The following is a 17,699-nucleotide window of genomic DNA, read 5'->3' on the forward strand; positions in this document are numbered from 1 at the left end:
GCCGGAGCCCGCGGGGTCTCAGTCGATCAGGGCTTGCCTTTGCCCTTGCCGCCGCCCGGGGGCGTCTGCGCCGGCGGCCCGGCAGGCGCGCCCGGGGCCGCGGGAGCCGCCGGTGTGGCCGCCTTCGGCGGCGGTGCCGTCACCCCGAGGTACTTCGCGAGCGGCGCGGGGAACGCCGACCCGCCGTACGCGGCGTCGAGCGCGGTCTGGATGCGCTTGACGATCGAGAACTTGACGTTGCCGCCGCCGACGCCCTGGAAGGTCTGGCTGCGGAGGGCGACGCCGCCCGAGATGTTGCCCACCCAGGTGGCCTGCGCGACCTTCGTCGTGGAGGTCACCAGCCAGTTCTCGACCGAGTTGTCCGTCGTTCCGGTCTTGCCGAAGATCGGGACGCCGTCGTTCGGGTTGGCCGAGGCCGCGGTGCCGCCGCCGCGGAGCACACCTTGCAGGGCGTAGATCGCGGCCGCCGCCACTCCCGGATCGATCGGGGTCGTCGAGCACTGGGTCTTGGGCACCGCGTGTTCGGCGCCGTCTGTGGTGACGATCTTGTCGATCACGACCGGGCTGCACGCCTTGCCGTTGTTGGCGATTCCGGCGTACGCCGTCGCCATCGTGATCGGGGCGATGTAGTTCGTGCCGAGCACCGACGACGGGTTGGCCATGTACGGGTTGGTCGCCTCATCCGCACCGTGGACCAGGAGGTCCTGGGCGCCCTCCTTGATGCCGCAGAGGTCCATCTTGGTGGCCATCATCGCGAAGATCGAGTTGATGGAGGCCGCCGTCGCGTTCATCACCGACGTGGAGGTCACCGTCTCGCCCTCGTCGTTCGCGACGCTCCACGGTGCACCGCCGATGTCGTTGCAGGGGTCGCTCTCGTGGAACGCGGTCTGCGGGAAGACGTGCACGGTGCCGTTCACCGACTCGTTGAGGGTGTGGCCCTCCTTCAGCCATTCGAGCAGGTCGAACGCCTTGTAGGACGAACCCGTCTGGAAGCCCTCCGAGCCTCCGTAGTCGTAGTCGGCGTTGTAGTTGACGGCTGTGGTCCCTGCGGCGGGCGCGGCCGTGTTGTCGTAGGACCTGTTCTGGACCATCGTGACGACCCGGCCGGTGCCGACCTCCACGGAGACGTTGGACGAGCCGAGGTCGAGGGCGGGGCTGGACGGCGGGATGTACGAGGACACCGCCTGCTGCGCCTGGGTCTGGAGGTCGAGGTTGAGCGTCGTGTAGATCTTGAGCCCACCGCGCGTCAGGTAGCTGGACCGGTCGTCGGCGGTCTTGCCGAAGATCGGGTTCTGCTCGATGGTGCGCTCGACGTAGTCGCAGAAGAACGCCGCGTTGAACTGCTGCGCCGTCATGCAGCCGTTCGACATCTGGCTGATCTTGGGCTCCACCTTGGTCGCCTTCGCGGCGTCGTGCTCCTCTTTGGTGATCTTGCCGTTCACCAGCATGCGGTCGAGCACGTAGTTGCGCCGGGCGAGGGTCGCCGCGTAGCCGTTCGCCGCGCCGTTGTCCTTACTGTCCGGTTGGTCGATGCGGAGGTTGTCCGGGTTGTTGAGGATGGCGATGAGCGTCGCGGCCTGGGGGAGCGAGATGGCCGCCGCCGACACCCCGAAGTAGTACTCGGCCGCCGACTGGACGCCGTAGACGCGGCCTCCGAACAGAGCGATGTTGAGGTAGCTCTGCAGGATGTCGTTCTTGGAGTACTCCTTCTCGAGCCCGATCGCGTAGCGCATCTCCTTGAGCTTGCGCACCGGGTCGACCGCCGTCGCGTCGTTGTAGCAGGCCTGGTACACCGCGTACTGCTTCTTCTGGACGGCGTCCGTCGCGGTCGGGTCGGGCTGCTTGTTCTCGCAGCGCTGCACCAGGATGTTCTTGACGTACTGCTGCGTGATGGACGAGCCGCCCTGCACCGACTTGTGCAGCGCGGTCAGAACTGCGCCGCGGAGCGTGCCGGTGACGTCGACGCCGCCGTGCTCGTAGAAGCGCGGGTCCTCCGTCGCGATCGCGGCGTCCTTGAGGTTCTGGGAGATGGCGTCCCAGCCGACCTCCACGCGGTTCTGCGAGTAGAACGTGGCGATCGGCACCGGCTTGCCGCCGGAGGTCGCGTACATGGTGGACGCCTGCGCGAGCGGCTCCACCTTCATGTACTCGGGGAGGCCGTCGAAGACGCTGATGGTCGAGTCAGCGGCCGATCCGGTGAGGGCGACGGCGGGTGTGACCGCGGCGGCGGCGAGGAGCCCGGCGACACCGCTCAGTGCCACGAATCCGAGCAGCGCGGGCGCCCACTTCCATCTTCTGCGTCCGTCAGCCGTCATGCGCGCAATGATACGCGTGCCCCATGTCGGGTCCCCGAGGGTCCGCCCGCGTTGTGGAGAACTTATTCAGGAATGGGAATGTGGAGGAGGAACGTCCGTCAGACGTCGCCGCGCAGTTTGTCGCAGAGGGTGGCGAGCTGCTCCAGCTCCTCCGTGTCGAGCCGGGTGCCGACCCGCTGAGCGATCGAGCGCATGTGGTCGAACGCGACCCGGCGGAACATCTCGAACCCGGTGTCGGTCATCCTGATGATCGTCCCGCGCGCGTCGGACGGCTCAGGGCCCTTGACGACGAGCCCGCGGTCGACCAGCCGGTCGACGAGCCTGCTCACGCTCGGCTGGGTGAGGAGGACGTGCTTGTTGAGGTCGCGCAGGCGCAGCGAGCGGTCGGCCTGGCGGGAGAGGTTGAAGAGGACGTCGTACTCGTTGAACGAGATGTCCCTGGTCGGGAACTCGGCGGCCAGTGTCCGCATGACGGCGACCTGCGCGCGGAACAGCGACTCCCATGCCGAGACCGCGTTGGCCCTGGATCGCTTGGCCGAACCGGCCGCGGTCGTGCCCGTGCTCATGACGCCACCCCTTCGCGCTCGAGTAGTCGATGCGTTCGCATCTTCTCATCATGCGCCGACAGCGCTCATCCGTGCCAGCACGGCATTCGGGTCGGGGGAGGGAGAGGACGGTGCGATTAAAAGATTGAGGGCCGGCCGCAGAGGCTAGCGGCCGGCCCTCTCCCTTGCACCAAGAGTGTCCTGCAATCACATTCCGCGATGGCTGCCACAGCAAACAACCATTGCTCTTGAACTATATAACGAAGAGGTAACGGGTGCTAGTTATCAAGTCGTTATTTTTGCTGCGAATTGACTATGGGGCGGTTATCCCCTTGCTGAGGGTGGACAGGTCGGTCTGAGAGGAGTGCTTGACTCCCTACTCGATAGCGAATACTCTAAACAAAGTATTCGGAGGTGAGTAATGACGAAGCGAGCGGTGGCCAACCCCCTGGCGCTGGCCGTCCTGGCCTGCCTCTGGGAGAAGCCGATGTACCCGTACGAGATGACGACCACCATGCGGGAGCGCGGCAAGGAGGACAGCATCCGGCTCAACTTCGGCTCCCTCTACGCCGTCATCAAGTCGCTCGAGAAGCACGGCTTCGTCCGCGTCGCGCAGACCGAGCGCGAGGGCAACCGCCCCGAGCGCGTCGTGTACGAGATCACCGCCGCCGGGCGTGCGGAGGCCGACGACTGGATGCGGGAGCTCATCGCGTTCCCGGTCAAGGAGTATCCCGCGATCGAGACCGGGCTCTCCCTGCTGCCGATGCTCTCGCCGGAGGTCGCGGCCGACCTCCTCGAGCGCCGCCGTGACCTGCTCGACGCCGATCTGGCAGAGCGGGCGCGGGTCTACGAGGCCGCGCTGGCCATGCCCCTCCCCGAGCTGTTCATGATCGAGTCCCGCTACCGCGTCGCGGTGATGGAGGCCGAGCGCGCGTTCGTCGCCGACCTCGCCGCGCGCATCCGCGACCGGTCGCTGGGCGGCGTCGACTGGTGGGAGCGGCTCTGGGAGCTGTTCGGCCAGGGCCACGACATGTCCGAGATCCGGGAGCGGATCGCGGCAGGCGACTTCGGGCAGGAGGTGACCGAGTTGCTGGGGTCGTAAACAGAACGATGGCCGGAGAGCGGCAACTCTCCGGCCATCCACACCTTCGATTCGTTCCTTGCGGAACCTGCGTCAACAGTCACCGAGGGCTTCTCCCATGATATGCCCGCGTCGGTGGCTGCCCGAGATGAAAGGAAGCCACTCGTGGCATCACAGAACGGCCCGGCGATCGTCGCCGAGCACCTCGTCAAGTCCTACAGCGGAGGCCGGGGCAAGCCCGCCATCCGCGCCGTCGACGACCTCGGCTTCGAGGTCGCCTCCGGCACCGTCTTCGGACTGCTCGGCCCCAACGGCGCCGGCAAGTCCACCACCATGAAGATCCTGTCCACGCTGACCCGTGCCGACGCCGGAACGGCGTTCATCGCCGGGATCGACGTGAACCGCAACCCCGGCAGGGTGCGCCGGGCCCTCGGGTTCGTCGCCCAGAAGCCGGTGTCGGACCCCAACGACACCGGGGCCGAGAACCTCGTCCTCGCCGGACGGCTGCAGGGGATGAGCGGCCGCGACGCGAAGGCCCGCGCCCGCGAACTGCTCGACCGCTTCGGCCTCGCCGAGCACGCCAAGCGCCAGGTGAAGGCGTACTCCGGCGGCATGGCGCGCAAGCTGGACGTCGCGATCGGCCTCATGCACCGGCCGGAGGTGCTCTTCCTGGACGAGCCGACCACCGGACTCGACCCGGAGGCGCGCGCCGAGCTGTGGGCGGAGCTGGAGCGGATGACCGGCGCCGAGAACCTCACGGTCCTGCTCACGACGCACTACCTGGACGAGGCCGACCGCCTCGCCGACCGGCTCGCGATCGTGGACCACGGCCGCGTCGTCACCGGCGGCACTCCCGAGGAGCTCAAGAACGGCCTCCGCGGTGACGCCGTCATCGTGGAGCTGGCGCCGGACGCCGACCCGTTCGCCGCGCTCACGGCACTCGAGCGCGTGGACACCCTCCGCGAGGTCGGCGGCGACGGCCGGACGCTCCGCGCCCGCGCGGACAACGGCGCAGCCACCCTCCCGGCCGCGCTCGCCGCCCTGGAGGCCGCGGCCGTCGCCGTCGCCTCCGCCACCGTCGCGCGGCCCAGCCTCGACGACGTCTACCTGCGGCACACCGGCCGCACCTTCACGCGGGCGCAGGAGTCCGCCGAGCACGTTCTGGAGACCGCATCATGACCGCCATCGCAATCCCGCCCGCGCGCACCGCGCGCCGCTCCGGCCCGACCTTCCTGACCCACACGCTGCTGCTCACCGGCCGCCAGCTGCGCTGGGCGCTCCGGATGCCCGCGTTCCTGGTGATGAACCTGGTGCAGCCGGTGATCTGGCTGCTGCTCTTCGGGCAGCTCTTCAAGTCCGTCATCGAGATCCCCGGGTTCGGGGTGGGGCAGAGCTACCTGGAGTACCTGACGCCGGGCGTCGTGATGATGCTCGCTCTGTTCGGGAGCGCCTGGTCGGGCACGGTCTACATCCAGGACATGGACCGCGGCGTGATGGACCGCTTCCTCACCTCGCCCACCAACCGCGGCGCCATGATCGTCTCGACGCTCGTCTACCAGTCGATCCTCGCCGTCGTGCAGTCGCTGATCGTGGTCGGGATCGCCTTCTGGGCGGGTGCGCGCTTCGAGGGCGGGCTGGGCGGGATGCTGCTGCTCCTGCTCGGGGTGGTGCTGCTGACCGCGGTGTTCTGCTCGTTCTCGAACGCCGTGGCGCTGCTCGCCCGGGACCAGACCGCGCTGATCGGCATCTCGCAGCTCATCACGCTGCCGCTGATGTTCCTCAGCTCGGCGATCATGAACACCAAGCTGTCGCCGAAGTGGGTGCGGAACGCCGCCGCGTACAACCCGTTCGAGTGGGCCGTGATCGTCGGCCGCGAGGCCCTGAGCGCGGCCCCCGACTGGCCCTCCCTCTGGGCGCACGCCGGCCTCCTGGCCGCCCTCGCCGTCATCATGGCCGCCCTCGCCACCAGCGCCTTCCGCGTCTACCAGCGCAGCGCCTGACCCCAGCCAACAATTCCGGAGTTGTGTACGCGACACGCCGTCGCTAAACGTACACAACTCCGGAACTGTTGGTGTCAGAAGAGGTCGGGGGAGGGGGCGCTGGCGTGACGGATGGAGACGTCCGCGTGGCGGTCGAAGCGGTAGCCGACGCCGCGCACGGTGCGCACGATGTCCTCGTAGCGCGCCAGCTTGGCGCGCAGGCGGCGGACGTGGACGTCGATCGTGCGCTCGTTCGGGATCTCGTCCTCGTCGGCGTTCGACCAGAGCGAGGAGATCAGCTCGGCGCGCTCGATGGTGCGGCCCTCGCGCAGCACCAGGTACTGCAGGAGCTCGAACTCCTTGTAGGTGAGCGACACGGTCTGGTTGTCGAGGATGAGGCGCTTGCGCGAGATGTCGACCACGACGCCGGAGGCGGCGCGGTCCTCGTCCTCGTCGACCGTCGCGATGTGGCGGTGCTTGGCGATCGCGGCCGGGTCCTGCAGGGCGAGGCGGACGACGTCCACGTCGCGTCCGCCGGCGCCGGCGGGGGCCAGCGCCACGGCGGCGTAGGTCTCGGAGGACGGGGCGAGCTCGGCGGTCAGCTGCTTGAGGGCCTCGACGATGCGGCCGAGGTCGGTGCCGGAGGCCGCGGCCTTCAGCTCGTCGATGCCGACGTAGAGGACGAAGCCGCGGGCCTCGGTCCCCTCGGGGACGGCGCGGAGGCGCGGCGCGGGGGTGGCAGCGGCGGCCGGGATGACAGGAGTGGCGGGGCGGAAGGTGTCGACGGTTGCGAGAGACATGGGAGGGGAGTCCTTCGAGTGATGATGATGCGCCCGGACCCGGGTACGGCTGGTCTCTCCTGCGAGGATCTGCTGAGGAGGGTGCGCCGGTGACGGGTTTTCCGGTGTGACGAGGTGTCCCTGTTCAGAAAGGGACTGATGCACGGGTGCGTACGTGTGGCGCGCCCGGGGAGCTGTGCCCGGAGCCGACGCTCGTCTGCGTCGGAGGGCGACCGCTCGGCGAAAGGGTCGTCAGATTAGCGACACATTCGGCAACACATGACCGAGTCGCGGCCGGGCATCATCATGCCGGCATCCCCAGGGGCCTCGAAGGAGGTCAGGGTGCGCGAGTTGTCAGTCATGTTGAGAAGTAAACCGTCCCGTGACACGTCGTGTCAAATCGTTACGGATTGTTGCGGAGGGACTCGACACCCTACACAGTGCCGTACAGACGGTCTCCGGCGTCGCCGAGACCGGGCACAATGTATCCGTTCTCGTTCAGCCGTTCGTCCAGCGCGCCGAGCACGATGGTCACGTCACGGCCCACGGTCGCCTTCTCCAGGGCCTCCAGGCCCTCCGGTGCGGCGAGGATGCAGATGGCGGTGACGTCGACGGCGTTGCGCTTGAACAGGAAGTCGATCGCTGCTCCCAGCGAGCCTCCCGTGGCCAGCATCGGGTCGAGCACGAAGCACTGCCGGTCGGAGAGGTCCATCGGCAGGCGCTCGGCGTACGTGGTCGGCTCGAGCGTCTCCTCGTTGCGCGCCATCCCCAGGAAGCCCACCTCGGCGGTCGGCATCAGCCGGACCATGCCCTCCAGCATCCCGAGCCCCGCGCGCAGGATCGGCACGACCAGCGGACGCGGCTGGCTGAGGGTGACGCCCATCGTGGTGGTCACCGGGGTCTCGATCTCGACGGGCTCGACGCGAACGCCGCGGGTGGCCTCGTAGGCCAGCAGCGTGACGAGCTCCTCCGTGAGCGCCCGGAACACGGGCGACGGGGTCTCCTTGTTGCGGAGCACGGAGAGCTTGTGGGTGATCAGGGGGTGGTCCGCTACGTGCACTCGCATAGGCTCAAGGCTAGCCGAACCCTCCCCGGACGAGGACCCCACCCAGGAGCAGCCGTGACCCTTCCCGTGCCCGCCGACTACGAGCGGTGGATGCGCCGCGCCGTCGCCGACGCGCGGCTCGCCTTCGACACCGGCGACGTCCCTGTCGCGGCGCTCGTGCTGGACGAGCACGGCGAGGTCATCGGCACGGGACGCAACGAGCGCGAGCTGCTCGGCGACCCCACCGCGCACGCCGAGGTGCTGGCACTGCGGGCGGCGGCGGCGACCCGGGACGACTGGCACCTGGAGGGCTGCACGCTGGTCGTGACGCTGGAGCCGTGCGTGATGTGCGCGGGCGCGGTGCTGGCGGCGCGCGTCCCGACCGTCGTGTTCGGGGCCTGGGACGAGAAGGCCGGCGCGGCGGGCTCGGTCTACGACGTGCTGCGCGACCGGCGGCTCAACCACCAGGTCGCCGTTTATCCCGGCGTCCTGGCCGAGGAGTGCGCCGACCTGCTGCTCGACTTCTTCCGCGCCAAGCGCTGACACCGAGCGTCAGCGGGGCAGCGCCTCCAGCCACTCGGAGAAGGCGGCGCGGGAGGCCGCCTGCATCCGGGCGGAGTACAGCTCGCGGTCCTCGCGCAGGGCCTCCGGGTCGAGGGCGTGCTCGTCCAGCTCGTTGTATCCCTCGGACACCCACTGCTCGTGCATCTCGTCCGTCACCTCGGGATGGAACTGCACCGCCAGCGCGAAGCCGCCGATCGCGAACGCCTCGTTGGAGTAGTCGCTGGAGGACGCCAGCCGGGTCGCCCGCTCGGGCAGCTCGAACGTGTCGCCGTGCCACTCCACCACCGGCACACCGTCGAAGTGCCGGATGGGCGACGTCGAACCGGCCTCCGTCGGCTCAACGCGGCGGAAACCGATCTGCATGGTGTCGCCCTTGTAGACGCGCTCGCCGAGGGCGCCGGCCATGAGCTGCGCGCCCAGGCACACGCCGAGCGTTGGCCGCTCGGCGTCGAGGCGGCTGCGCAGCAGGTCGCGCTCGGCAGCCAGGAACGGGAACTCGTCGGTCTGGTACGCGCCCATCTCGCCGCCGAGCACGACGACGAGGTCGGCTTCCTGCGGGTCGAGCGCGGAAACGTCCTGCGTCGTCACATCCACGATGCGCAGGTCGTAGCCGTGCTCCACGAGGACGGGGCCGATGTTGCCGAGGTGGATGGACGGGTCGTGCTGCAGGATCAGCGCGGTGCGGGTCACTCGAGTCCTTTGAGGATGATGGTGTCGGTGGCGGGGTGCTGCTCGTTCGGGTCGACCCAGACGTCCGGCTCGATGTAGATGACCCGGGCGACGGGGACGGCGTCGCGGATGCGGCGCTCGATCGCGTCGATGGCGGCCGAGACCTCCAGCATGGTCTGCTCGCGCGAGACGGCGAGCTTGGCGCCGACGAGCAGCTCGTCCGGCCCCAGGTAGAGGGTGCGCATGTGGATGATGCGCTCGACCTCGTCGCCGGCCAGGATCGCCTGTTCGATGGCGGCGACATCCACGTCGGAGGCGCCCTCGCCCACCAGGAGGCTCTTGGTCTCGATGCCGAGCACGATCGCGACCGTGACCAGCAGGAGGCCGATCAGGACCGTCCCGATGCCGTCCCAGACGCCGTTGCCGGTGATGATCGTGAGCCCGACGCCGATCAGCGCGAAGACCAGGCCGATCAGCGCGGCGACATCCTCCAGCAGCACGACCGGCAGCTCGGGGGCCTTCGCGCGGCGGATGAACTGCGGCCACGACATCCCCTTGCGGAGCGGGTTGGACTCCTTCACCGCGGTCCGCAGCGAGAACGACTCCAGGCCGATCGCGATGAACAGCACCAGCAGCGGCAGCCACCAGTTCTCCAGCGGGTGCGGGTGCGTCAGCTTCTCGACGCCCTCGTAGAGCGAGAAGACGCCGCCGACCGAGAACAGGATGATCGACACGACGAACGCGTACACGTAGCGCTCGCGGCCGTAGCCGAACGGGTGCTCCTTGTCGGCCTTCTTCTTGGCCTGGCGCCCGCCCAGCAGCAGGAGCAGTTGGTTGCCGGAGTCGGCGACCGAGTGCACGCCCTCCGCGAGCATCGAGGAGGAGCCGGAGAACGCCCACGCGATGAACTTGGTCAGCGCGATCCCCAGGTTGGCGGCGAAGGCCGCGACGATAGCCCTGGTGCCACCTTCTGCGCTCATGACCTCATCCTAGGATGGGGCCCATGAGCGACACGAAGAACGTCACGCTGCCCACCATCGCGATGCTCGGGGCGGGCTCGATGGGGCGCGCCATCCTCTCCGGCCTGACCGCGCCCGGGGTGAGCGTTGACGGCGGCATCCGGGTGACCAACCGGTCGAAGGCGCGCGCTGCCGAGCTCGCCGGCATCCCCGGCGTGACCGCGTACTCGACCGAGCACGACGGCGACGCGAACCGTGCCGCGGTGGACGGCGCCGAGCTCGTGATCATCGCCGTCAAGCCCGGGATGGTGGCGGACCTCCTGCACGAGATCGCCGACTCCCTGACGCCGGGCGCCATCGTCGTGAGCGTGGCGGCGGGAGTCACCATCAAGACCTTCGAGTCGCTGCTGCCGCCGTCGGTGATCGTGGTCCGCTCGATGCCGAACACGCCCGCTGTCGTGGGCAAGGCCGTCACCGGGATCAGCCCGGGCACCCGCACGGAGCCGGACGACCTGGAGCTGGTCCGCGCACTGTTCGAGACCGTCGGGGAGGTGGTGGAGGTGCCGGAGTCGCAGCTCGACGCGCTCAGCACCATCTCCGGCTCGGGGCCGGCGTACGTGTTCTTCCTGGTGGAGGCGCTGACCGCCGCCGCCATCGAGAAGGGCTTCACGCCCGAGCAGGCGCGCACGCTGGTGAACGGCACGTTCCTTGGCGCGTCCGAGCTGCTGGTCTCCTCGGGTGAGGAGCCCGCCGAGCTCCGCCGCCGCGTGACCAGCCCCAACGGCACCACCGAGCGCGCCGTCGCGGTCCTCGCCGACGCCGACCTCCCCGCCCTCTTCACCCGCGCCACCTCCGCCGCCCTCGCCCGAGCCCGCGAACTCGCCGCCAGCTAGCCCCCGAGCAATCCGTTCCGGAGTTGTGTACGCAACACGCCGAAGTCGGCTGTGCATTACTCCGGAACTGATCGCGCGAGTGCTCGGCGGACGGTGAGGAGGGCGCGCGGTACGGGAGGTTTCAGGTCGTCTGCGGTGAGGAAGACGACGTTCCAGCCGCATTCGGTGAGTCGCTCTCGTCGCGCTACGTCCTCGCGGAATGCGCTTCGGTCGGTGCGGTGGATGTCGCCCAGATATTCGATCGCAACGCGTCGATCCGGGTAGGCGAGATCGACCATCGCGACGGATCGTCCGTCGCGGAGGACCCGGTGGTTAAGCTCGGGCTCGGGCAAGCCCGCGCCGACCAGAAGGAGCCGGAGGCGCGTCTCCTGGGGGGAGAGCGGGCCGTAGCGGACGGCCTCGAAGGCCTGGCGCAGGCGGCGGATGCCCGGTCTCCGCGCGTGGTGGCGGACGGCCCGATCAAGATCGACCATCTCCCACGCGGAAGCGACGTTCGAATGCGGCTCATCGCCGGTCACGAGCCAATCGCCGATGACGACCAGATCCTCGAACGGGAGGGTCCGCGAGAGTTGCGCCCAGGTGTCCTCAGCGGCAATCACGCGCAGGCCGTCGATGTTGACCACCTTGTGACCGATCGCTCGCAACTCGTGGCCGACGACCCCGATCATCTGCGGAGGCTTCGCCGGAGCGAACACGGCGACATGGATGTCTGTCGGAACCGCCCAGTGCGGGAGGGGAAAGCCGTGGATCATTGCTGCGGACTGGTGGCTGAACGTGTGTTGCCCACGTTCGAACGCCGAGTAGGCGCGGCACAAGTCCCTGTGATCGCGATACTCGACGCCGACGCTGCGCACGCCCCGAAACGGCCGCTGCATCGCGGTGCCGTCGAGTTGTCGCCGAGTCAGCCCCGCTGCGCGGCCGTGCTCAACCGTGAACCCCGTCTCGTCGACGAGTCTGTCGTGGGTCTCCATCCCAAAACCCTGCCGCGCCGACCATCACGCTTCCGACTTATCCACAGCCCCACTATCTGTCCCGGAGTTATGCACGCAACACGCCGGTTGGAGGCGTACACAATTCCGGAATTGTTGGAGACGGGGTTAGGCGTCGAGGGCGGCGAAGCGTTCGATGTCGGTGGAGGTGCCGGAGATGATGATGAGGTCTTGGTCGGAGACCACGGTGTCGGCGGTGGCGTAGGTGAAGGGTTTACCGTGGCTTTTCACGCCGACGACGGTGATGTTGTAGCGGCTGCGGACGCCCGACGTCGTGAGATCGACGCCTCGGATAGGCTTCGGCGGGTACATCTTGACCAGCGCGAAGTCGTCGTCGAACTCGATGAAGTCGAGCATCCGGCCCGACACCAGGTGCGCCACCCGCTCGCCGGCCTCCGCCTCCGGGTAGATGACGTGGTTGGCGCCGATCCGCTCCAGGATCTTGCCGTGCGACTGCGAGATGGCCTTCGCCCAGATCTGCGGCACGTGGAGGTCGACCAGGTTCGCCGTGATCAGCACGCTCGCTTCGATCGACGACCCGACCGCGACGACCGCGATCGAGAAGTCCTCCGCGCCGAGCTGGCGCAGCGCCTCGATCGAGCGGGCGTCCGCCTGCACCGTGTGGGTGACCCGGTCGGCCCACTTGCCGACCAGCCCGGCGTCGGTGTCGATCGCCAGCACCTCCCGGCCCAGCCGGTCGAGCTGCCCGGCGGTCGCGGCGCCGAAACGGCCGAGGCCGATCACGAGGACGGGCGCGTTGTGCTTGATCCGGTCAACCAACGAGCGGCCTCTCCTCGGGATTCTGGTAGAGCTGCTTGCGCTGGCTCTGCGCCAGCGCCGCGGCGAGTGTCACTGTACCAACGCGTCCGCAGAACATCGTCGCCGCCATCACGTAGACGCCGGGGTCCGGCAGGCCCTCGGTCAGCCCGGTCGACAGCCCGCAGGTCGCGAACGCCGAGATGACGTCGAAGAGCACGTGGTCCAGCGGCGCCTTCGTGATCTGCAGGATGAGGATGCTCGACACCGCCACGATCGTCGCGCCCCACAGCGCCACCGCCACAGACAGCCGCAGCACATCGATCGGGATGCGGCGCTTGAAGGCGTCCATCGACTCCACACCGCGCGCCTCGGCGAACGCCGCGAGGAACAGCACTGCGAGCGTCGTCACTTTGATGCCGCCGGCGGTGGAGGCCGAACCGCCGCCGATGAACATCAGCATGTCGGTCACCAGCAGGCTCGACCCGTGCAGGTCCGCGATCGGGATGGTGGCGAAGCCTCCCGAGCGCGTCATCGTCGACAGGAAGAACGACTGGAACACCGTGTGCCCGGCGTCCAGGTGCCCGAACGTCTTCGGATTGTCATATTCGAGCACGATGTACAGCACAGCGCCCGCGACGAGCAGGATGACCGACGTCAGCAGCGTGAGCTTGACATGGATGGACCAGCGCCGGCGCCGCTTCCGCAGGTTGGAGGCCAGCGCCAGGATCACCGGGAACCCGATCGAGCCGAGGAACACTCCGATCATGAGCGCGCCGAGGAACCAGTAGTCCTCCACGAACGGCGTCAGCCCTTCGGTGTTGGGCGCGAAGCCGGTGTTGGTGAAGGCCATCGCCGAGTAGTAGAGGCTCTCCCAGATCGACGTGCCGACCTCCATCCCCGCGATCAGCATGCGCGGGAAGAGCAGCAGAGCGACCCCGCCTTCGATCACGACCATGCTGATCGCGACCGTGCGCAGCAGCTTGCCCACATCGCCGAGCCGCACCGCCTGCCCCTCTGCGACGGGACCGGCGTGGATGCGCAGCGGATTGCTGTCGCTGGCCGCCATGAGCTTGGCGCGCAGTCCCAGACGGCGCGAGACGACCATCCCGAGGATGCTCGCCATCGTCAGCACGCCGACCGCGCCGACCTGCACGCCGAGGTAGACGAGCAGGTGGCCGAACACCGACCAGTGCGTCGCCATGTCAACGGTCGAGAGTCCGGTCACGCAGATCACGGACACCGCCGTGAAGAGCGAGTCGGCCAGGCCGGTCCACGTTCCGGAGGCCGACGCGATCGGGAGCGAGAACAGCAGGGTGAAGACGAGGATCAGCAGGGTGAAGACGAGGATCGCGAATCGCGACGGGCTGCGCTGCGCGAACCCGTTCAGTGCCGCCCTCAGACGTCCCCTCGCGGCAGCGGGCCCGCGCCGAATCGGCGACGTCGTGCGCATCGTCCGTTCCTCCCGACAGCCTCGGACCGACAGCTTCGGACATGGTACTCCGACACCCGTACGACTAGCCTGGTGCAATGGCCGACATCTTCGACGTGATCGCCGACCCGACGCGGCGCGACATCCTCAAAGTGCTGCTCGACCGCAACTCGGATGACGCGCGTCCCGTCGGGGAGATCTCGGTGTCGGAGATCGTGGCCACCCTGGAGCTGAGCCAGCCCACGGTGTCCAAGCACCTCAAGGTGCTGCGCGAGGCGTCGCTGGTGTCCGTCCGCGAGGAGGGCCAGCACCGCTACTACCGGCTCGACCCGACGCCGCTGGAGGCCGTGGAGGACTGGGTCATCCCCTTCACCGCGTCCGAGATCGACCTGTCTGCGTACTCGGTGCAGCTCGGCGACGAGACGCGCGAGTTCGCCAGCACGGTCGGCAAGGTGCTCGCCGACACCCGCCGTCGGGTGGAGCGCGTCACGCCGAAGAAGTGGCGCAGGGACTGATCCCCCGCTGGAGTCCGCGCCTGCGCAGAGACTAGAGTTCGCTAGTTCCTCGTCGTCACTACCCGAGTACGATGACGGGCAAGAAAGGGACACCGCATGGTTCACGATGGGGGCTCGAACGCTCTGCGCGACGTGCGCTTCCTGACGGTCGCCGAGGTGGCCGACATGATGCGCGTCTCCCGCATGACCGTCTACCGGCTCGTCCACTCCGGTGAGCTTCCGGCGATCCGTTTCGGCCGCTCGTTCCGCGTTCCGGAGTCCGCCGTGGCGCAGGCGCTGGAGGCTGTGCGGCCCCACCTGGACGGCGGCGTCGCAGACTCGGCGTGAAGTCGGGTAGACTGACTGCTCGTGTCGCCGCGTTTTTCGCGGCAAACCCCTAACTTTGTGAGGTCTACGTGGGTTCCGTTATCAAGAAGCGTCGCAAGCGTATGGCGAAGAAGAAGCACCGCAAGCTTCTTCGCAAGACGCGCCACCAGCGTCGCAACAAGAAGTAGACCTCAGCGTCTGCTGCTCGAGCGCCGGTCCGTGAGGTCCGGCGCTTTCTGCTGTGCAAGGGCGCAGCCTGCTGTCCGCTGGCGGCCACAGCGGCGGGTTAGGCTGGATCCCGTGTCCACCGTCACCGTCACGCTTATCGGCAAGCCGGGCTGTCACCTGTGCGACGACGCACGGGAGGCGATCCGCTCGGTGATCGACGGCCTCCCCTCCGGCGCCCCCGAGGTGCGCGTGGAGGAGCTCAGCATCCTGGAGGACGCCGAGCTGCACGAGCGCTACGTGGAGGACATCCCGGTCGTGCTCGTGGACGGCCGGCAGCATACTTACTGGCGCGTCGACCAGGCGCGCCTGCGCACCGCCCTGCTGGAGGAGGCCCGTTGACCCTGCGTCACGTCGTCATGTGGAAGCTCGCGTCGACCGTGGAGGCGGAGCGCGCCGACCAGGCCGCCCGCATCAAGGCGGGGCTGGAGTCCCTGCCCGCCGTCGTCCCGGAGATCCTGCGCTTCGAGGTGGGGATCAACTCCCTGCCGGTGAACGAGTTCGACATCGTGCTCGTCAGCGACTTCGAGGACGAGGCCGCCCTGCAGCGGTACGTCGTGCACCCCGAGCACGAGAAGGTCGCGTCGTACATCCGGTCCGTGGTTTCCGGCCGCGCCGCCGTGGACGCCGAGTACTGACCCCATAACGCACGCGTGCCCGGCGCCTGAGACAGGCGCCGGGCACGGGTGGACGGAGCGTCGCTCAGACCACGGGGCTCTCTTCGATGTCCTCGTCGCTGCGGCGGTAGTCCGAGAGGAACTGCGCGAGCGTCGGCGCGTACAGCGCGCGCACCAGGTCGCCGGCCTTCTCGCCGTCGTGCGCCTTGGCGGCGTCGTGGATCTCGGTGACGCGCGCGGGCAGCTCGTCGGTGTCGAACGGACGCTTCCACACGGCGATGTAGCGCAGCACCTGCGGGCTCAGGCCCTCGCTGATCGCGAGCAGCACGTCGTTGCCGCTGTTGCGCTCGAACTCCAGGAAGAAGTCGTTCACCGCGCGGCCGAGGGCCGGGAGGTTGCTCGACTTGGCGGCCTTGCGGATCTCCTTGACCGCCTTGTCCTGACGGCCGAGCGCCGCGCTGTCGAGGCCGGGGACCGAGGTCCGGGCCGCGTACTCGTGCAGGAGGCCTGTCGTGTAGATCGCCTCGTCGATCGCGCGGAGGTCGATCGGCGCGACGCGCGTGTAGCGGTTCGGGGCCATCTCGACGAGCCCGATGTCGGCGAGCTTCATCAGCGCCTCGCGGATCGGCGTGCGGGAGACGCCGAGCCACGCGGTGAGCTTCTCGTCCAGCAGGGTCTCGCCCGGCTCCAGCGTGCCGTCGAGGATGCCCTCGTAGAGGCGGTTGTAGACGACGTCGCGCAGGAGCTGGCGCTCGACGGGTGCGGAGTCTTTGACGGGGAGCGGCATCAGCGGGCCTCCTTCGTTCCGAACTCGTCCACCACGGTGACGAGCCCCTTGTTCCAGAAGTCGGACACGCCCTTGGCGGCCTTGGCGCCGTTGCCGGCGATGGCCGCGTCGACGGCGGACGCGACGTGGGCCGCGCCCTTCGTGAACGCCTTCGACGACGGCGCAGCGATCAGCGCACGGCGCACCTCGGGGAGGTGGCGCGTGAACAGCTTCGCGAGCGTGCGGTTGTCGAGCCGGCGGAGGAAGACGTTGACGAAGCCGTCGGTGAGCACGCGCTCCTTGACGAGCTGCGCCATGTCGTCGCCGTCGCCCATCCGCTCCTTGAAGGCGCGGAGGGCGTCCTTGTCGTCGTCGGTGAGGAGCGGCGTCGCGTCGCGCACGATGCCGACGAGGAGGCTGCCGACGGTGTCTATGAGGGCACGGAGGCGCACGGGGTCGATCGGCGTGACGCGGGTGCGCTTCTGGGGCATGATCTCCACGAGCCCCATTGCCGCGAGCTGGTTCAGGGCTTCGCGGACGGGGGTTCGGGAGACCCCGACCCACTTCTCGATCTCAGCGTCGTAGAGCTGCTCTCCTGGAGTGAGGTCCCCGTCGACGATAGCGTCGAGTAGACGAACGAAAACTTCGTCCCGGATGAGCCGTCGGGGACTGACGGCCTCTGCGATGGGTACAGGCATACATGAATATTACATCCACCTGCGTTGAGTGCAAGGCCATCGCGTGATGAAGTTAGGCGTGTCGTATCGCAGGATAGCCTGCCGAGCGCTCGAAAAGCCTCCGGTTCGTGCTCACGATCGCTTGAGAAGCGCTCAGAATCGGTTGCCGAGCGCCTTCGCCTTGAGCGCGTCGAACTCGTTCTGGCTGATCACGCCCTTGTCCAGGAGCGCCTTCGCCTGCTCGATGTCGGCGGCCGGCGTCGCCGACGGCGTCGGGTGCGTGTAGTAGTCCGTGTCCTCCGGGACGGTCCCGCGGTCCCGCGCGTTGCGCTCCGCCATGCCGCGGCCGCGCGCGATCAGGTACACCAGCGCGGTGAGGAAGGGCACGAAGATGAGGAAGATCACCCACACGGCCTTCCACCAGCCGCTCAGCTTGTCGTCGCGGAACAGGTCGACCAGGATCGTGAACAGCACCATCAGGTAGGCGACGAAGGCGAACGCCCAGAAGATCAGCCAGATGAAGTTCCAGAAACCGTTCACGACGGGCTCCTCTCGATCGGTGTGCACACCGTAGCCGCGCCGCGGCG

Annotated in this window: 22 protein-coding genes; 10 read left to right on the forward strand and 12 right to left on the reverse strand. The window is 68.5% G+C overall.

Annotation, left to right across the window (positions count from 1 at the left end; all coding sequences use genetic code 11):
• Positions 1 to 26: 26 nt before the first annotated feature.
• On the reverse strand, positions 27 to 2,315 hold the full coding sequence (locus ACFQ9V_RS06620; protein WP_382458376.1) for a transglycosylase domain-containing protein: 2,289 nt from the start codon (positions 2,313 to 2,315) through the stop codon (positions 27 to 29).
• A gap of 98 nt (positions 2,316 to 2,413) precedes the next feature.
• A complete protein-coding gene (locus tag ACFQ9V_RS06625) occupies positions 2,414 to 2,881 on the reverse strand; it encodes a MarR family winged helix-turn-helix transcriptional regulator (protein WP_382458377.1) in 468 nt (155 codons plus the stop codon).
• A gap of 400 nt (positions 2,882 to 3,281) precedes the next feature.
• On the opposite strand from ACFQ9V_RS06625, the gene ACFQ9V_RS06630 reads away from it, so the two are divergent.
• From ACFQ9V_RS06630 to ACFQ9V_RS06640, 3 genes are all read left to right on the forward strand, one after another.
• Entirely contained in the window at positions 3,282 to 3,962 is a 681-nt protein-coding gene (locus ACFQ9V_RS06630; RefSeq protein ID WP_382458378.1) for a PadR family transcriptional regulator, read from the forward strand.
• Positions 3,963 to 4,106: 144 nt separating this feature from the next.
• Complete coding sequence (locus ACFQ9V_RS06635; RefSeq protein ID WP_382458379.1) at positions 4,107 to 5,120, forward strand: ABC transporter ATP-binding protein; 1,014 nt, start codon at positions 4,107 to 4,109, stop codon at positions 5,118 to 5,120.
• Complete coding sequence (locus ACFQ9V_RS06640; RefSeq protein ID WP_382458380.1) at positions 5,117 to 5,941, forward strand: ABC transporter permease; 825 nt, start codon at positions 5,117 to 5,119, stop codon at positions 5,939 to 5,941. The genes ACFQ9V_RS06635 and ACFQ9V_RS06640 overlap by 4 nt, the downstream gene beginning before the upstream one ends.
• A 74-nt stretch (positions 5,942 to 6,015) precedes the next feature.
• On the opposite strand, the gene ACFQ9V_RS06645 is transcribed toward ACFQ9V_RS06640, so the two are convergent.
• Both ACFQ9V_RS06645 and upp read right to left on the reverse strand, forming a co-directional pair.
• A complete protein-coding gene (locus ACFQ9V_RS06645; protein ID WP_382458381.1) occupies positions 6,016 to 6,720 on the reverse strand; it encodes a winged helix-turn-helix domain-containing protein in 705 nt (234 codons plus the stop codon).
• 412 nt (positions 6,721 to 7,132) lie between these two features.
• Complete coding sequence (gene upp / locus ACFQ9V_RS06650; RefSeq protein ID WP_382458382.1) at positions 7,133 to 7,765, reverse strand: uracil phosphoribosyltransferase; 633 nt, start codon at positions 7,763 to 7,765, stop codon at positions 7,133 to 7,135.
• A gap of 54 nt (positions 7,766 to 7,819) precedes the next feature.
• On the opposite strand from upp, the gene tadA reads away from it, so the two are divergent.
• Positions 7,820 to 8,287 carry a tRNA adenosine(34) deaminase TadA gene (gene tadA, locus ACFQ9V_RS06655; protein ID WP_382458383.1) on the forward strand — a complete coding sequence of 156 codons (468 nt, stop codon included), beginning with the start codon at positions 7,820 to 7,822 and terminating at the stop codon, positions 8,285 to 8,287.
• A gap of 9 nt (positions 8,288 to 8,296) precedes the next feature.
• On the opposite strand, the gene ACFQ9V_RS06660 is transcribed toward tadA, so the two are convergent.
• Both ACFQ9V_RS06660 and ACFQ9V_RS06665 read right to left on the reverse strand, forming a co-directional pair.
• A complete protein-coding gene (locus tag ACFQ9V_RS06660) occupies positions 8,297 to 8,998 on the reverse strand; it encodes a glutamine amidotransferase (protein ID WP_382458384.1) in 702 nt (233 codons plus the stop codon).
• Complete coding sequence (locus ACFQ9V_RS06665) at positions 8,995 to 9,957, reverse strand: cation diffusion facilitator family transporter (protein WP_382458385.1); 963 nt, start codon at positions 9,955 to 9,957, stop codon at positions 8,995 to 8,997. Before ACFQ9V_RS06665 ends, ACFQ9V_RS06660 begins: the two co-directional genes overlap by 4 nt.
• Positions 9,958 to 9,980: 23 nt before the next feature.
• Between ACFQ9V_RS06665 and proC the strand changes: the two genes are divergently transcribed.
• On the forward strand, positions 9,981 to 10,829 hold the full coding sequence (proC, locus tag ACFQ9V_RS06670) for a pyrroline-5-carboxylate reductase (protein ID WP_382458386.1): 849 nt from the start codon (positions 9,981 to 9,983) through the stop codon (positions 10,827 to 10,829).
• 56 nt (positions 10,830 to 10,885) lie between these two features.
• On the opposite strand, the gene ACFQ9V_RS06675 is transcribed toward proC, so the two are convergent.
• The 3 genes from ACFQ9V_RS06675 to ACFQ9V_RS06685 all read right to left on the reverse strand — a co-directional run bounded on the left by ACFQ9V_RS06675 (position 10,886) and on the right by ACFQ9V_RS06685 (position 14,027).
• A complete protein-coding gene (locus ACFQ9V_RS06675) occupies positions 10,886 to 11,800 on the reverse strand; it encodes a hypothetical protein (RefSeq protein ID WP_382458387.1) in 915 nt (304 codons plus the stop codon).
• 126 nt (positions 11,801 to 11,926) lie between these two features.
• Complete coding sequence (locus tag ACFQ9V_RS06680; RefSeq protein WP_382458388.1) at positions 11,927 to 12,598, reverse strand: potassium channel family protein; 672 nt, start codon at positions 12,596 to 12,598, stop codon at positions 11,927 to 11,929.
• Positions 12,591 to 14,027 carry a TrkH family potassium uptake protein gene (locus ACFQ9V_RS06685; protein ID WP_382458389.1) on the reverse strand — a complete coding sequence of 479 codons (1,437 nt, stop codon included), beginning with the start codon at positions 14,025 to 14,027 and terminating at the stop codon, positions 12,591 to 12,593. The genes ACFQ9V_RS06680 and ACFQ9V_RS06685 overlap by 8 nt, the downstream gene beginning before the upstream one ends.
• A 77-nt stretch (positions 14,028 to 14,104) precedes the next feature.
• Here ACFQ9V_RS06685 and ACFQ9V_RS06690 point away from each other — a divergent pair, with 77 nt between their 5' ends.
• The 5 genes from ACFQ9V_RS06690 to ACFQ9V_RS06710 all read left to right on the forward strand — a co-directional run bounded on the left by ACFQ9V_RS06690 (position 14,105) and on the right by ACFQ9V_RS06710 (position 15,690).
• Positions 14,105 to 14,521, forward strand: a complete 417-nt coding sequence (locus ACFQ9V_RS06690; protein ID WP_370055941.1) for an ArsR/SmtB family transcription factor — start codon at positions 14,105 to 14,107, stop codon at positions 14,519 to 14,521.
• Between the two features lie 96 nt (positions 14,522 to 14,617).
• Complete coding sequence (locus ACFQ9V_RS06695; RefSeq protein ID WP_382458390.1) at positions 14,618 to 14,848, forward strand: helix-turn-helix domain-containing protein; 231 nt, start codon at positions 14,618 to 14,620, stop codon at positions 14,846 to 14,848.
• 68 nt (positions 14,849 to 14,916) lie between these two features.
• Positions 14,917 to 15,015: a 30S ribosomal protein bS22 gene (locus tag ACFQ9V_RS06700; protein ID WP_003792170.1), complete on the forward strand. Its 99-nt coding sequence runs from the start codon at positions 14,917 to 14,919 to the stop codon at positions 15,013 to 15,015.
• A 112-nt stretch (positions 15,016 to 15,127) separates the two neighbouring features.
• Complete coding sequence (locus ACFQ9V_RS06705; RefSeq protein WP_370055943.1) at positions 15,128 to 15,394, forward strand: glutaredoxin family protein; 267 nt, start codon at positions 15,128 to 15,130, stop codon at positions 15,392 to 15,394.
• The gene (locus ACFQ9V_RS06710) at positions 15,391 to 15,690 is read left to right on the forward strand and encodes a Dabb family protein (RefSeq protein ID WP_382458391.1); all 300 of its coding nucleotides are present in this window, start codon (positions 15,391 to 15,393) and stop codon (positions 15,688 to 15,690) included. The genes ACFQ9V_RS06705 and ACFQ9V_RS06710 overlap by 4 nt, the downstream gene beginning before the upstream one ends.
• Before the next feature lie 64 nt (positions 15,691 to 15,754).
• Here ACFQ9V_RS06710 and ACFQ9V_RS06715 read toward each other — a convergent pair whose 3' ends face one another.
• From ACFQ9V_RS06715 to ACFQ9V_RS06725, 3 genes are all read right to left on the reverse strand, one after another.
• Positions 15,755 to 16,456, reverse strand: coding sequence for a GntR family transcriptional regulator (locus tag ACFQ9V_RS06715; protein WP_382458392.1), 702 nt, complete (start codon positions 16,454 to 16,456; stop codon positions 15,755 to 15,757).
• Positions 16,456 to 17,133 carry a GntR family transcriptional regulator gene (locus ACFQ9V_RS06720; protein ID WP_382458393.1) on the reverse strand — a complete coding sequence of 226 codons (678 nt, stop codon included), beginning with the start codon at positions 17,131 to 17,133 and terminating at the stop codon, positions 16,456 to 16,458. The genes ACFQ9V_RS06715 and ACFQ9V_RS06720 overlap by 1 nt, the downstream gene beginning before the upstream one ends.
• A gap of 132 nt (positions 17,134 to 17,265) precedes the next feature.
• Positions 17,266 to 17,652, reverse strand: a complete 387-nt coding sequence (locus ACFQ9V_RS06725; RefSeq protein WP_382458394.1) for an SHOCT domain-containing protein — start codon at positions 17,650 to 17,652, stop codon at positions 17,266 to 17,268.
• Positions 17,653 to 17,699 lie beyond the last annotated feature (47 nt).

The organism is Leifsonia sp. NPDC056665 (assembly GCF_042791795.1).
Classification (GTDB): Bacteria; Actinomycetota; Actinomycetes; order Actinomycetales; family Microbacteriaceae; genus Leifsonia.

What these genes read in the sequence shown, in the direction of transcription:
- ACFQ9V_RS06695 (WP_382458390.1), top strand. Translation starts at nt 14,618, where the DNA reads ATGGTTCACGATGGGGGCTCGAACGCTCTGCGCGACGTGCGCTTCCTG.
- upp (WP_382458382.1), bottom strand. Translation starts at nt 7,765, where the DNA reads ATGCGAGTGCACGTAGCGGACCACCCCCTGATCACCCACAAGCTCTCC.
- proC (WP_382458386.1), top strand. Translation starts at nt 9,981, where the DNA reads ATGAGCGACACGAAGAACGTCACGCTGCCCACCATCGCGATGCTCGGG.
- ACFQ9V_RS06720 (WP_382458393.1), bottom strand. Translation starts at nt 17,133, where the DNA reads ATGCCTGTACCCATCGCAGAGGCCGTCAGTCCCCGACGGCTCATCCGG.
- ACFQ9V_RS06625 (WP_382458377.1), bottom strand. Translation starts at nt 2,881, where the DNA reads ATGAGCACGGGCACGACCGCGGCCGGTTCGGCCAAGCGATCCAGGGCC.
- ACFQ9V_RS06645 (WP_382458381.1), bottom strand. Translation starts at nt 6,720, where the DNA reads ATGTCTCTCGCAACCGTCGACACCTTCCGCCCCGCCACTCCTGTCATC.
- ACFQ9V_RS06690 (WP_370055941.1), top strand. Translation starts at nt 14,105, where the DNA reads ATGGCCGACATCTTCGACGTGATCGCCGACCCGACGCGGCGCGACATC.
- ACFQ9V_RS06665 (WP_382458385.1), bottom strand. Translation starts at nt 9,957, where the DNA reads ATGAGCGCAGAAGGTGGCACCAGGGCTATCGTCGCGGCCTTCGCCGCC.
- ACFQ9V_RS06630 (WP_382458378.1), top strand. Translation starts at nt 3,282, where the DNA reads ATGACGAAGCGAGCGGTGGCCAACCCCCTGGCGCTGGCCGTCCTGGCC.
- ACFQ9V_RS06675 (WP_382458387.1), bottom strand. Translation starts at nt 11,800, where the DNA reads ATGGAGACCCACGACAGACTCGTCGACGAGACGGGGTTCACGGTTGAG.
- ACFQ9V_RS06685 (WP_382458389.1), bottom strand. Translation starts at nt 14,027, where the DNA reads ATGCGCACGACGTCGCCGATTCGGCGCGGGCCCGCTGCCGCGAGGGGA.
- ACFQ9V_RS06715 (WP_382458392.1), bottom strand. Translation starts at nt 16,456, where the DNA reads ATGCCGCTCCCCGTCAAAGACTCCGCACCCGTCGAGCGCCAGCTCCTG.
- ACFQ9V_RS06620 (WP_382458376.1), bottom strand. Translation starts at nt 2,315, where the DNA reads ATGACGGCTGACGGACGCAGAAGATGGAAGTGGGCGCCCGCGCTGCTC.
- ACFQ9V_RS06640 (WP_382458380.1), top strand. Translation starts at nt 5,117, where the DNA reads ATGACCGCCATCGCAATCCCGCCCGCGCGCACCGCGCGCCGCTCCGGC.